General features: G+C 59.2%; 12 protein-coding genes. 9 read left to right on the top strand and 3 right to left on the bottom strand.

Annotated features, from left to right (window positions below; translation table 11 throughout):
- Positions 1–686 (top strand): TolC family protein (locus ABX749_RS06620; protein ID WP_372895275.1); only part of this gene is annotated, 686 nt, incomplete at its 5' end.
- Here the strand turns inward: ABX749_RS06620 and ABX749_RS06615 are convergent.
- From ABX749_RS06615 to ABX749_RS06605, 3 genes are all read right to left on the bottom strand, one after another.
- On the bottom strand, positions 683–2,047 hold the full coding sequence (locus tag ABX749_RS06615; RefSeq protein ID WP_372895274.1) for a Gfo/Idh/MocA family protein: 1,365 nt from the start codon (positions 2,045–2,047) through the stop codon (positions 683–685). The two genes, ABX749_RS06620 and ABX749_RS06615, sit on opposite strands and share 4 nt — an antisense overlap.
- A 461-nt stretch (positions 2,048–2,508) precedes the next feature.
- A complete protein-coding gene (locus ABX749_RS06610) occupies positions 2,509–3,591 on the bottom strand; it encodes a formylglycine-generating enzyme family protein (RefSeq protein ID WP_372895273.1) in 1,083 nt (360 codons plus the stop codon).
- Between the two features lie 35 nt (positions 3,592–3,626).
- On the bottom strand, positions 3,627–4,892 hold the full coding sequence (locus ABX749_RS06605; RefSeq protein ID WP_372895272.1) for a PQQ-binding-like beta-propeller repeat protein: 1,266 nt from the start codon (positions 4,890–4,892) through the stop codon (positions 3,627–3,629).
- A 205-nt stretch (positions 4,893–5,097) separates the two neighbouring features.
- Here ABX749_RS06605 and ABX749_RS06600 point away from each other — a divergent pair, with 205 nt between their 5' ends.
- From ABX749_RS06600 to ABX749_RS06565, 8 genes are all read left to right on the top strand, one after another.
- Positions 5,098–5,454, top strand: a complete 357-nt coding sequence (locus ABX749_RS06600) for a YbaB/EbfC family nucleoid-associated protein (RefSeq protein WP_145208707.1) — start codon at positions 5,098–5,100, stop codon at positions 5,452–5,454.
- A 19-nt stretch (positions 5,455–5,473) separates the two neighbouring features.
- Entirely contained in the window at positions 5,474–6,064 is a 591-nt protein-coding gene (gene recR / locus ABX749_RS06595; RefSeq protein WP_372895271.1) for a recombination mediator RecR, read from the top strand.
- Positions 6,065–6,228: 164 nt separating this feature from the next.
- Positions 6,229–7,722: an RNA polymerase factor sigma-54 gene (rpoN, locus tag ABX749_RS06590; protein WP_145222258.1), complete on the top strand. Its 1,494-nt coding sequence runs from the start codon at positions 6,229–6,231 to the stop codon at positions 7,720–7,722.
- A 153-nt stretch (positions 7,723–7,875) separates the two neighbouring features.
- Positions 7,876–9,210 (top strand): UvrB/UvrC motif-containing protein, encoded by a 1,335-nt coding sequence (locus ABX749_RS06585; protein ID WP_372895270.1) that lies wholly within the window; start codon positions 7,876–7,878, stop codon positions 9,208–9,210.
- A gap of 4 nt (positions 9,211–9,214) precedes the next feature.
- The gene (locus tag ABX749_RS06580) at positions 9,215–10,717 is read left to right on the top strand and encodes a class I adenylate-forming enzyme family protein (RefSeq protein WP_372895269.1); all 1,503 of its coding nucleotides are present in this window, start codon (positions 9,215–9,217) and stop codon (positions 10,715–10,717) included.
- A gap of 61 nt (positions 10,718–10,778) precedes the next feature.
- Positions 10,779–11,495 (top strand): zinc ribbon domain-containing protein, encoded by a 717-nt coding sequence (locus ABX749_RS06575; protein WP_145208715.1) that lies wholly within the window; start codon positions 10,779–10,781, stop codon positions 11,493–11,495.
- The gene (coaE, locus tag ABX749_RS06570; protein ID WP_372895268.1) at positions 11,477–12,196 is read left to right on the top strand and encodes a dephospho-CoA kinase; all 720 of its coding nucleotides are present in this window, start codon (positions 11,477–11,479) and stop codon (positions 12,194–12,196) included. The genes ABX749_RS06575 and coaE overlap by 19 nt, the downstream gene beginning before the upstream one ends.
- 180 nt (positions 12,197–12,376) lie before the next feature.
- A partial coding sequence (locus tag ABX749_RS06565; RefSeq protein WP_372895267.1) for a Rho termination factor N-terminal domain-containing protein occupies positions 12,377–12,858 on the top strand: 482 nt, incomplete at its 3' end.

Raw genomic sequence — 12,858 nt, 5'->3', positions numbered from 1 at the left:
TGGCCGCCGCCCTCGGTCGTCGCCCCGAACCACAAATCCTGCAGTACGAACTGCGTCAGGTTCAATGGGATCGCCGTCTGGCGTGCAACGAACTGTTGCCACGCTTCGACTTTGTGACCGAAGCGTCACAGGACATGGGGGAACCGGCGACGAAATCTGACGACAAAGGCGAATTCGAACTGATGATCGGGTTCCAAAGCGAGGTGCCCATTCAACGTCGCAAGGCGCGGGGCAAGATTCAATCGACCTCTGCCAAGATCATTCAAATCAATGAAAAGCTGCGGTTGGTACGGGACAAGATCGCAACCGATTTGCAGATCGCGCAGAACCAATTGATGCTCGCTCAGCAGATCGTCGAACAAAGTGAATTGTCGTTGCGCGCCGCCTTGGACACGTTGGCTCGCTACCAGAAAGGATTCGAGAAGGGCTACATCGACCTGATCTACTTGAACCTGTTGGAAACCAAGGCCAACGAAACCGAGATCAAGCTGGTCGAAGCCCAACGCGATTGGTTCACCGCGTTGGGGGCAATGCAGATCGCGCTCGGCCTGGATCCGCTCGATCAAGCGGTGGTGGTTTCCTCGCTTCCGGCGAGCGAAATGCCAGGCCCTGGAAACTTACCCGAGGTGGAAGCGTTCGACGATCAAGAGATCGAGCGGGCCTTCCAACCGCCGGCCGCGGATTAAAGGTATTCGCGGTTCTTGACCAGTCCGGGCATCGGAACGTTGTACTTGCCTTGAGCGTTCAGCTGCAGCGGCGAGTCCGAATCGAGCGTCAGTTGGTCGACGTTGGGGGCAAATTCATGGTCATGTTTCATGAACTCATCCAACGTGATTTCCTGGCCGGTGTGTGCCGCCATACGTCCCATGCTGGTCACGGCACTGGCCATCACGCCGCGTTCGACTTCGTTGTACGCGGTGTCGTTGCGAATCGCGGCGACCAGATCGTCCCATTCGACTTGATAGGGATTCGGTTCCGGCTGGGGGAATTCCCAGGTCAGGTTGTCTTTTTCGAACGATTGTCCGGAATAGATTCGGGCTTTGGCCGGAGTGTGTGACGCGGTGGAAATCACTGCGGAGCCTTTGGTGCCGTGGGCGAAGCTGGCGAATTCGCGTTTGCAACCCGGCATGGTGCGTCCATCGACAAACAACTTGGCGCCATCGTCGAACGTGTATTCGATCGAGTAGACGTCAAAGTTTTGGTCGACGTCTTCGCCGCGATAGTGGCGTCCGCCGCAGGCAATTGCTTTGACCGGCCAGGCGTTTTTCATCCAGCAGGATTCGTCGATGTTGTGAATCAAGAAATCGCTGACCGCCCCGCCGCTGAGCCACAGAAATCCGTGGAAGTGTTTGATCTGGTACATCAATTCGCTCAGGTCACCCGTGTTCGGCGGCGCCGCGGCCGACCCGGTCGGTCCGGCCATGCGGTAGGCACGCAGCATCGTCAGGTCACCGATCTCACCACTTTGAATCCGATCGAACAGTTCCTGGCGGGCGACACAGTGGCGGCACATCAATCCGACCGCGACCTTCAGGTTCTTTGCGATTGCCGCTTTGTTGATTTCCAGCATTCGCACCGAGGTCGGGGCGTCGATGGTGACGGGTTTTTCCATGAACACGTTCAACCCACGCTCGATGGCGTAGGAGTAGTGCACCCAGCGGAACGCCGCCGGGGTGGCCAAGATCACGACGTCGCCGGGTTCCAGCGTGTCCATGACTTTCTTGTAGGCGTCGAAGCCGATGTACCGTCGCTCTTCGGGCACGTCGACCTTGGTGCCGATCTTTTTCTTTTCCGACAGCGACGTGTAGGAACTCTTCATTTTGTTTTCGGACACATCGCCCATTGCGACCAGGGTCATCGGCCCGTTGTCGACGGTCAACGCGTTGATCGCCGCTCCGGTTCCGCGTCCGCCGCAGCCGAGCAGCCCGACGCGAATCATGTTGTCTTCGGCCGCGTGGACGGTTTGTGGTCGTGCGGCGGCAAGGGTGGTGGCAGCCGCGGCGGCACTGGTGGTCGCCAGGAACTGACGTCGGGTGGGGTTCGTCATCGGAGAAATCTCGTTTCGGGGAGTCGGAAAAGTTGTTGGTTTGATTCCCAGGGCCGACCCGGGAACGTGGGTTTAGAGACGCTGCCTCTGGGGGCTAGGTTGTGAAGCGGAGCTTCACACGAAACGCGGTGAAGCATTTCTTAGCGGTAGGGCGCGAGCCCTCCGGTCTTTCAAGGTGTTTTCGCGCTGCAACCGGACGGCTCGCGCCGTTCCGCTACCTCCTTGCAGTGTCAAAATCGTTGGCATCGGGCTTGCGCCCAATGACGCTCACTTCAGCGTCAATCGGGGTGTTGATTGTTAGCGGTAGGGCGCGAGCCCTCCGGTCTTTCACGGTACTTTCAAGTTGGAATCGGACGGCTCGCGCCGTTCCGCTACCTCCTTGCAGTGTCAAAATAGTTGCATCGGGCTTGCGCCCAACGACGCTCACTTCAGCGCCAATCGGGGCGTTGATTGTTAGCGGATCACTCTTCCGGATCTTTTTGTTCCGGTTCGGTCTTGTCCCACTTGGCGGCCTTGGCTTCTGGCGTCGGCTCCTCCAAGGGGCGAACGATGCGAAAGCCGACCGACAAGGCATCGGTGTGGTACCAGATGCTTTTGGGTTCTTGCGGATCCTGTTCCTTCCATTCGTCCGACGACGCCTTTCGCGCGGCACTGCGTAAGACTTCGGGATCGTCATCCCAACCCCCGCCTCGAACGACGCGGGGATAAAGTGTTTTGGGAACGACCAGGGGGTCCATCGACTCTTTGATCGAATCGTAAGGCGTGTACTGGTCGAGCACCCATTCGGAAACGTTGCCGTGCATGTCGTACAGGCCCCACGGGTTGGGCTTTTTCTGGCCGACGCGTTGGTAGGTATCGTCGCTGTTGTCAAAGAACCAGGCGTGGTCTTCCAGTTCGTCGACGTTGTCGCCGAACGAGTACGGCGTCTTGGTGCCCGCGCGGCAGGCGTATTCCCATTCGGCTTCGGTCGGCAAACGGTAGTAGCGTCCTGTTTTGGCAGACAGCCATTTGCAATACGTGCGTGCGGCGTGTTGGGTCATGCAGATCGCCGGATAGTCTTCGCGGCCCATGCCGAAGCTCATGTCGGTGTACGGCTCGGTCGGTTTGGAGACTCCGTCGACGGCTAGGTCGCGTGGCGTGGGAGCGATCGCCAGCATCTTGCGCATCCGTTGGTCGACGTCTTCGTTCCAGACGTCGTACTGTTCCCAGGTGATTTCGAATTTGCCCATCCAAAACGGCGAGACTTTGACGGTGCGTTGGGGGCCTTCGTCGTCGCCACGATCGTCTTCGTCATCGGGGCTGCCCATCACGAATTCGCCGCCCGGGATGGGGACCATTTCAATTTTCAGCTGCGTGTGCTCGATCGGCTCGGCGTAGGGCTTCATTTCCGTCGGGGTGCTGGCGACGGCGTCGGCCACGGGCAACGGTTCGACTTTGGCCGGCGCCTCGCCCGATGCCGGACTGATGAGCACGCCGGGACTAAGAAGCAACAACAACGCGACGGGGAAACCGAGCGTGCGAAGGGATGGGTTGGGGTAAATCACTGTGGTTCGATTGACAGAAAAAGGAATGGAAACGTCTATTTTGAAATGCAATACAGTCGTTGATCGCTACGTAACAATAATCGATCCGACGCGATTGCGGGGGTGGCGTTGAAGCGTTCGGATTCCGTCCCCAGTTTGTTGACCGCCAGTTCTTTGTACTCGGGTTGGGCGGCCAGTACCAACACGCCCGCGTCTCGCGTGGTCAGGTACAGCTTGCTGCCATCGCTGACGATCGACCCATAAACCCGACTCCGCGTGGGCATCCGTTCGCGATACATTTCTTCGCCATCGCTGGCTCTCAGGCACAGCGCGATCGATTTGTCATGCGACCAGTACAAATGACCGTCGACGAGGATCGGGCTGGTCACGTTTGCGCCTCGGGATTGTTCCCAGACCAGGTGAGACTGGGACACATCGCCGCGTCCGCCGGGACGGATGACGAAGGTCATGTTCGAGCGACCGCCGCTGCAATAAAGCAGGCCGTCGTGCTCGATCACGCAGGGGACGATGTAGTCCTGGATCGCATCGCAGGACCAAAGTTGTTTGCCGGTGTGCGGATCAAAGCCCAGGATCGCCAGTTTCTGGTTGACGACCAATTCGACCGAGCCGTCCGGCAGCGTGACCAGCGTCGGGGTGGTCCACGCGCTTTGAATCCCGTCGGTCTTCCAGCGGATTTCGCCGGTCTGTTTCTGCAGACCGTACAGGGTGCCGGATTCGATCGACGCGTTTTGGATCAACAGGTCGCCGAACAGGATCGGGCTGGCCGCGGCGCCAAAGCCGACCGTCTTGGTTCCCAGATTTCTTTGCCAGCGGACTTCACCCTGGTGCGAGACCGCGACGCATCCGGAGGGTCCGAAAAAGGCATAGACTCCGCTGTCGTCCACACAGGGCGTCGGGGATGCATAACCGTGTTCACCGACCCGCTTGCTGATCTCTTGTTCGTCCGGCGACGGCTTGATCGGACAATCCCAGACGAGGTGTCCGTCATGTAGATCGATGCAAATCACGTGCAGCAACAGCGCTGCCGGATCGCCCGGGTTTTCCAACTCCATCCCATAGCCGGTGTAGGCGGTCAGGTAGACGCGGTCGTCCCAGACCACCGGGCTGCTGCTGCCTTTGCCCGGCAGGTCCGTTTTCCACGCCAGATTTTCCGTCTCGCTCCACGTCGTCGGCAGATCCGCTTCGGCGACGCCTCGGCCGCCGGGGCCGCGAAATCGGTTCCACTGCTGCGCTTGGACGGACTCGGAACAACAGAGGCTGGTGATCAAGCAGACCACACAGAAGAATCGGAGACGCGGCATAGGTGATTTGGATCGCGATCGGGGGCAACAGGCGGGAATCGTATTTTAACAGCAACCCCGCTCGCGTGCCGTCGTTTCGAAGACTTTCCTGATTCGCTACAATTCACCACGTTCCCGGCACGGCCCCGAGGCACGTCAAACGGCCGTGGTTCGGTTGAAAAACAAATCCATTCCATCCCTTTCCGAACTCGTTTTCTGCAATCACATGTTTAAAGGACTTGGCAATCTCGGCAACATCGCGTCCATGATGGCCGCATTCAAGGATTTGCCGCAAAAGATGCAGGAATTGAACGCCCGCATGCAGGACGAACATGTCCGCGGCGATTCGTCTTGCGGCAGGGTGTTCGTCATCGTCAACTGCGTCGGGCAGGTCCAATCGGTCAACATCACTCAGGACGGCATGAGCAAGGCGGAGATCGAACAGGGGGTGCTGGAAGCGACCAACGCCGCCGGCGCCGCGGCCAAGCAGACCTACGCCGAAGCGATCCAGGCCATGGTCGCGGACATGAATTTAGATATCCCCGGGGTCGATGGGTTGTTGACCTCCCTGATCGGCCGCTAATCGCGACGGAGTCTGCGAAGTGGACAAGCATGCAGGTGCTGTTTCTGAACTCGTCGACCAGCTGGGCCGGCTGCCGGGCGTGGGGCGTAAAAGCGCCGAGCGACTGGCGTTTCATCTGTTGCGGGTCCCGGAGGCGGAGGCGATCGCGCTGGCCGATGCGATTCGGCGGATCCGCAGCGACATCCGTTATTGCCAGGCGTGTTTCAATCTGTGCGAAGAGGAACTTTGCGCGATCTGTCGTTCCGGCGATCGTGACACCACCCGGTTGTGTGTCGTTGAGCAACCCCGTGATCTGATGAGTCTGGAGCAGTCCCAGGCCTTCAACGGGCTGTACCACGTCTTGCTCGGCCGGATCGCCCCGCTGGACGGGATCGGTCCGGACCAATTGACCATCGATGCGCTCGTCGATCGGGTGCGAAACGGGAATTTTTCGGAGGTCATCATGGCCACCAACCCAAATGTCGAAGGCGATGGCACGTCGTTGTACATCAGTAATTTGTTGGCAGAGTTTCCGGTGCAGATCACGCGGCTGGCCCGTGGAATCACCGCCGGAAGCGTGTTGGAATATGCCAATCGGGAAATGATTGCCGATGCCTTGGTGGGTCGGTAAAAATTATAGGCGCAAAATCGCCGGCTTTGGCACAAGATATGCTCGCCGCCTAGTCAAAAAGGGTATGATGTGGCAGAGCCGAAGGTCGCCGGAGCACTCGCGCAGGAAAGTCATTGCGTTGGTGAAAGAGCGTCCAAACGTGTAAAGCGGATCTCATGAGCGGAATGCGAATGTCGATGGGCCTGCAGGCCCGAATGGTTCAGACTCAAAAACTGGCCCCACGGATGATCCAGTCGATGGAGATTCTGCAATTGCCGATGCTGGCGTTGCAGGAACGCATCGAACAGGAGATGAACGAGAATCCTTTGCTGGAACAGCAGGAGAGCGAGCCGGGCAGTCTCGAAGACGGCGATCTGCCGCCCTCGGCCGACAATCGCAGCGAGGATGAGAAGGAGTTGGTCGTTGAAGACAGCGGCGACAACTCGGACGACTTCGAGCGATTGCAGAACATGGTCTCGGAGCTGCCCAACACGTTTGACGATTCCTTCCGGCGTTCGTCCGGCAGGATGCAAGAGGAAGCTGATCGGCGACACGACCTGATGGCCAATGCCCAGTCGCGCCCCGAATCGCTAAACGATTTCCTGCTCCACCAGCTCGCCGAATTGGATATCGATGACGATGTCGAACGGATCGCCGAGCGGATCATCAGCACCCTGGACGCCCGCGACGGCGGTTACCTGCGGACGCCGTTGGCGGATCTGCTGCCCAGCGACCACACCGCCGAAAACTACGAAGTCGCCGAGCGGGCGCTGAAGGTCGTCCAATCGCTCGAACCGACCGGCATCGCCGCCCGCTCCTTGAGCGAATGCCTGTTGATGCAATTGCGTCCGGAGTTCGAGCATTTTGAGGAAATGGAAAAACTGATCAGTTCGCACCTGGAGGATTTGGCCGCCAACCGATTGCCCCAAATCCAAAAGGCCACCGGCTATTCCATCGAACTGATCCAAACCGTCCGGGCCGAACTGCAGATCTTGAATCCCAAGCCCGGCGCCGCGTTCATGGAAACCTACGTTCCCAACGTGACGCCCGACATCATCTTGGAGCAAGACGAAAACGGCGATTACAAGATCACGTTGGACGACGACCGTGTTCCGTCGCTGTACATCAGCGAATACTACCGCCGACGGCTTCAAGACCAGTCGTGCACCGAAGAAGAACGCGAGTACATCAAACGCAAAATCAACAGCGCCCAATGGTTGATTGAATCGATCGAGCAACGACGAAGCACGTTGACGAAAGTCGCTGAAGCGATCGTCGCGCATCAAAAGAAGTTCTTTGACGAAGGCCCCGAAGCGATCGAGCCGCTGAAAATGCAGCAGATCGCCGAGAAAGTGGGCGTGCACGTGACCACGGTCAGCCGCGCGGTCAACGACAAATGGATGCAGACGCCACGCGGAATCATTCCACTGCATCGTCTGTTCGTCGGCGGCACGCAAACCGATGACGGCGAAGACGTCGCGTGGGATACGATCCGGTTGAAGCTGCAAGAGTTGATCGACAGCGAAGACAAACGCGATCCGCTCAGCGACGAAAGCCTGGTCAAGAAACTCGCCGAAGAAGGCATGACGGTGGCGCGGCGAACGGTAACCAAGTACCGAAAACGCATGGGCATTCCCAGCAGCCGTCAACGCAAGGATTGGTCGCTGGCGAAGAAGTAAAGCGGGATTGCCGCTGAGCACGCAGCTCGTGATTCCCGGTGATCCCAGCGGGAAGCGTCAGCGAGCGGCGCGCCGAGCGGTGGCTTTTCCGTCACACGCCACTGGCTGACGCCACGTGCTGGGATGCACGTCTTCAACAACTTTTAACCGTGGATGACCGACTCTTCTGCTGACTCACCGCTCGGATTTGACCAGGCAGCCGCCAAGGTCAAAACCTTTCCCCAGTCTCCCGGCGTCTACTTGATGAAGGATGATGCCGGGCGGGTGATCTATGTCGGCAAAGCCAAAAACCTGCGCAGTCGCGCCGGAAGCTATTTTCTAAAAGCCGCCGCGGAGGACGCCCGGACGGCCAGCTGGATCGGGGAGATCGCCGACATCGACTACATGGATTGCGACAGCGAGGTCGATGCCTTGTTGATGGAGTCGCGGCTGATCAAGGACATCCAGCCGAAGCACAACAAAGAACTCAAGGACGACAAGACTTTTCCCTATCTGATGATCACGACGCGTGAGGAATTTCCACGGGTCGAAGTCACGCGGGAACCGAAAGAGAAGGGCGTCAAACTGTACGGACCGTTTGCCAGTGCCGGCGCACTCCGCGGTGCGATCCAAGTGCTGCAGCGGATCTTTAAATTTCGCACCTGTTCGTTGGACATCTCGGAGTCCGATGAACGTTGGAAATGGTTTCGCCCCTGTCTGTTGGCCAGCATCAATCAGTGCACCGCACCCTGCAATTTCCGCATCGGCAAAGACGAGTACCGACGCGACATCAAGCGGCTGCAAACGTTTCTCGAGGGCGGGAAACGCAAATTGATCAAGGAGATGCGGGACGAGATGACGGCGGCCAGCAAAGCATTGGATTTCGAGCGTGCGGCCATCGTTCGCGATGAAATCCAAATGCTAGAGCGACTGGAAGAACGCGGCGAACTGGACACGCACGCCCAGCCGGAGGTGTTTTATATCGACCCGAAGAAAGGATTGGCCGGTCTCCGCAAGGTGTTGTCGCTGAACGAAACACCCCGGGTCATCGAAGGCGTCGACATCGCGCATTTGGGCGGCGGACAAACCGTCGCCAGCCTGGTCCAATTCATCGACGGGCTGCCCTTTAAACCGGGCTACCGTCGTTTCAAAATCAACGACGTCGACGGCATCGATGACTATCGCAGTATCTATGAAGTGGTCTCACGACGCTTTCGCCGGCTCAGCGATGACAGCGACGCATTTCCGGACATCTTGCTGATCGATGGCGGGAAAGGCCAATTGAGCGCGGCGATGGCGGCATTCCGCGATCAAGACATCACGCCGCCGACCGTCATCTCGCTCGCCAAACGCGACGAGGAGATCTTTCGGCCGGGCGAAAGTGAGCCGCTGCGGTTGAGCAAGAATTCGTTTGCGCTGCGATTGCTGCAATACGTTCGCGATGAATCACACCGATTCGCTCAGCACTACCACCACATTCTCCGTAACAAATCGACGTTCGATCGGTGAATGCATGGTGCCATCTTCTATCCGCACCCTCGTCGATGCACTGAACCGAAACGCGGAGCAATTTGCCGCGGGGCGGGCGCTGCTGCTTTGGGATCATTCGGATGCGTTCCAAGCCACGGACTCGGTGACCTGGGCGGAACTGGGACGCTGGGTGAATGCCGTTGCTGCTCTGCTGCGGTCGCACGATTCGCATCGCGCCCCCCTCATGCACGTCGTCCGCAATACACCGGCCGACGTTGTGATCGCGTTGGCCTGCCAAGCCGCGGGGATCATCGAGATCCCGGTGGACGTGGACGGCGGAGACGACTATTTGGCGAGCTGTCGCTGCAAGATCGATTGTGATTGGCTGGACGATGCGGCCAAGCAAGAACTGGTTCGCCGCGGCTACGAGGCGACGCGGTCAAACTCCGCTCGATCGGTCGTCGTGGAGCTGCCGCAGGTTTCACCGACAGACGACGCGCTGGTGTTGTGGACCAGCGGCACCTCGGGCGAACCCAAGGGAGTTGCGTTGTCGCACGCGAGTCAGTTGCTCAATGCCGCTGCAAAACTGCGGTCGGTTCCCCAGTCCAAGACGGATCTGCGTCTGACAGTGCTTTCGATCGCTCATGGTTACGCCAGGACATGCGATCTGGGCACCTGGTTGCTGTCCGGATGCACGTTGGCGATCGCCCGCGGGTTCGAGGGATGGCAACGCGTTTGTGAGCGACGTGAGCCGACGCTGTGCAACCTGGTTCCCAGCTTGGCAGGCCGCGTACTGGAAAGCGGAACGGTTCCGCCGTCGCTGCGGTTGGTCGGCTGCGGTGGGGCGGCGATGACGGAGGATCAGTTTTGGCGGTGGGGCGAGCGCGGCGTGACGGTGATCCAGGGTTATGGGTTGACCGAAGCGGGGCCGGTGATCGCCAGCCAAACGCCCGATGATTCGATTCCCGGCCACGCCGGTCGCTTCGTCGATGGCTGGGAATATCGCCTGGCAGAGGAACCGGTGGACGAGGGCGGGCCGAACGAAGCGAGGCCGGCTGAAGGCCGGCTGTTTGTGCGTGGGCCGCATCTGATGCGCGGTTATTGGCAGGATCCTGACGCGACGGCCCGCCGCATCGACGCGGCGGGTTGGCTGGACACCGGTGATCGCGTGCGCGTATGTCCCTCCACACGTCAGTTACAGATTCTGGGACGCTGCGACGACCGAATCGTTTTGTCCAATGGGCACAAGATCGACCCGATGGGACTGGAGCAGCGGCTGGTGGCGATCAACGGGGTGCGAACGGCAGTCGTTTCGGCGGGGGCGGAACGACGATCGGTCGAGTTTTGGGTGGAGACGACCGAGTCGACGCTTCCGATGCCTGAAATCGACGCGATCGTCCGCACGCTGCCACGTTGGGAACAGCCCAAACGGATCCATCGCTTGGTGTTTCCCGAAAACCTCAGGCAGCAGCTGTTGAATCGAAAAGGGGCGATTCGGCGATCCGAGATGCTGCGTTACCTGGATCGGTCGACGGGTTCCTGCTGAGCGGGATCGGGCGGTATCATGGAGCCCGCTGCGTACACTTCTCCTCGGGAACTAGATCTTCATGGCCGTCGACAACAAGACACAATTCGAAAGCGCGTTGTTGCGTCGCTTGCACTCACTGCTTTTGCAAATTGGCGACTTGGAGGGGCAGCTCGAACGGGGGCCGAGACAGATCAAGGCGGGTGAGGGCGTGGTCCAGGCCAGTCAGGATGCGCTCGACCAGGCCAAGCAGGCGGTCAAAGCCGCGACGCTGGCATGCGACGAAAAACAGCTGCAATTGAAGACGCGAGAGGATCGGATTGAGAACCTGAAAGCCAAGCTGAATACGGCGTCGAGCAACAAGGAATTTGATCTTCTGAAGGAGCAGATCGCTGCCGACGAACAGGCCAACAGCGTTCAAAGTGACGAGATTTTCGAAGGGCTGGAACGCATCGACGAGCTACAGGAAGCCGTCGTGGTGGCCGAGCGTGAGTTGGCCGAAAAGACGGCCGAGCACAAGAAACGCGTCGAGCAGGTGGAGAACCGGATGGTCGTGGTGCAAGCCGATTTGGACCACGTCCGCAATGAACTGGCCAAGGCAGAAGCGGAGGTCCCGGTCGCGGTGCGATCGGAGTACAAACGTTTAACCGAAGGCCGCGGTGACGAAGCGTTGGCACCGATCGAAGACGATTCCTGTGGCGGGTGCAATCAGACGTTGACGACGCAGATGGTTGATCGCGTCCGCTTGGGATTCTTGACACATTGTCCGGCCTGTTCGTCTTGGCTTTATCTTCCGTAACCGAGTTGAGCGATGCGATGTTGATTTTGGGGTTGGTCGGATCACCGGCCGGCGGAAAATCTTCGGCGGCCGAATTTTTGGCGTCCCTCGGGGCGGAATGGATCAACGCCGACCTGATCGCCCGCGACTGTCTCGGTCGCCCCGACGTCGTCTCGGCGCTGACGGCACGATTCGGCGACAGCATTCTCAATTCCGACGGAACGATCGATCGCGCTGCCCTGGCCGATTTGGTCTTTGGTAACGATCAAGTAAAGCGGGACAATCTGGCGTATCTCGAATCGCTGGTGCACCCGCTGACCCGCCAGGAGATTCAGCGTCGGATTGTCGAAGCCGCCGATCGCGGTCGACGGGTCGCGTTGCTGGACGCGCCGCTGTTGTTTGAATCCGGCTGGGACCGTAGTTGCGACCAGATTTGGTGTGTCGACGCGACACGTGAGAATCGTTTGCATCGCTGCAAAAAACGGGGCTGGGACGCGGCCGAACTGGATCGACGCGAGGCCAATCAGATGCCGATAGAGACGAAATGCCGACTCAGCAATCTGATTATGCGCAATGACGCGACCTTAGATGCTTTGCACCAAAATCTTCGTCTACGGTGGCAGGATCTCGTTAGAATGATTCCTGCAGCCGATGCTCCCCTGGCCGCCGAATCGGCGCCCCCGGAGCGTCACTGTTCCTCCGACCGCGGGACGATTTCCTAATTCAGGCCCCGCAAAGCGTCGGTTCCCTTTCAACGACGGTCATATTTCCGTTACCCTCAGTCTTCGTGTCTCCTTCACCGGTCCCCTCAGACACCTCCTCCTGCCTCCCTCCTCGTTGCAGTTTGCTGCCAAACTCTCCACTCCTCTTCTTCCCACGCGTCCTCCCCGGGCGCCACGACTATGCAATCCAATCGGCCTTCGGGCGACGAACACCGCGCTGATGATCGCGGACCAAAACGTCATGGCGGATCACGTGATTATTCCAGTCACCGCCGGCAACGCCAACAACGACATCCGGACAAGGTCGTCGATCGACGCATCCGCGAACTCGACGCGGAACGAGATCCGCTCTCGCTGCCCGAAGAAATCGTCAGCGAAGCGACCAAGGTCGGACAACGTGTCGGGATTCCCTCCGGCGGCGACGGTCCCCAGCTGAACCTGGCCCAGTTGCAGGAGATGGAGGACGCGAAACTGTTTGAAATGGCTCGCGAAGACGCGATCCCCGACTTTGAGATGATGACGAAGCAGGAGCTGATCTTTGCCGTCTTGAAGCACCGCATGAAAGTCGGTGGTTTGATGTATGGCGAAGGGACGCTGGAGATCCTGCCCGACGGGTTCGGGTTTCTGCGGAGCAGCAAACATCATTACGTCTCGTGTCCCGA

It is taken from the genome of Stieleria sp., assembly GCF_041595215.1.
Lineage (GTDB): Bacteria > Planctomycetota > Planctomycetia > Pirellulales > Pirellulaceae > Stieleria > Stieleria magnilauensis.
Note: the sequence above shows the minus strand (reverse complement) of the source record. Positions and strands in the feature narration are given on the sequence as shown.

Excerpts from the sequence above, each read along its gene's own strand:
- ABX749_RS06615 (WP_372895274.1), bottom strand. The coding sequence starts at position 2,047 with ATGACGAACCCCACCCGACGTCAGTTCCTGGCGACCACCAGTGCCGCC.
- ABX749_RS06605 (WP_372895272.1), bottom strand. The coding sequence starts at position 4,892 with ATGCCGCGTCTCCGATTCTTCTGTGTGGTCTGCTTGATCACCAGCCTC.
- ABX749_RS06600 (WP_145208707.1), top strand. The coding sequence starts at position 5,098 with ATGTTTAAAGGACTTGGCAATCTCGGCAACATCGCGTCCATGATGGCC.
- rpoN (WP_145222258.1), top strand. The coding sequence starts at position 6,229 with ATGCGAATGTCGATGGGCCTGCAGGCCCGAATGGTTCAGACTCAAAAA.
- ABX749_RS06585 (WP_372895270.1), top strand. The coding sequence starts at position 7,876 with ATGACCGACTCTTCTGCTGACTCACCGCTCGGATTTGACCAGGCAGCC.
- ABX749_RS06580 (WP_372895269.1), top strand. The coding sequence starts at position 9,215 with ATGGTGCCATCTTCTATCCGCACCCTCGTCGATGCACTGAACCGAAAC.
- ABX749_RS06575 (WP_145208715.1), top strand. The coding sequence starts at position 10,779 with ATGGCCGTCGACAACAAGACACAATTCGAAAGCGCGTTGTTGCGTCGC.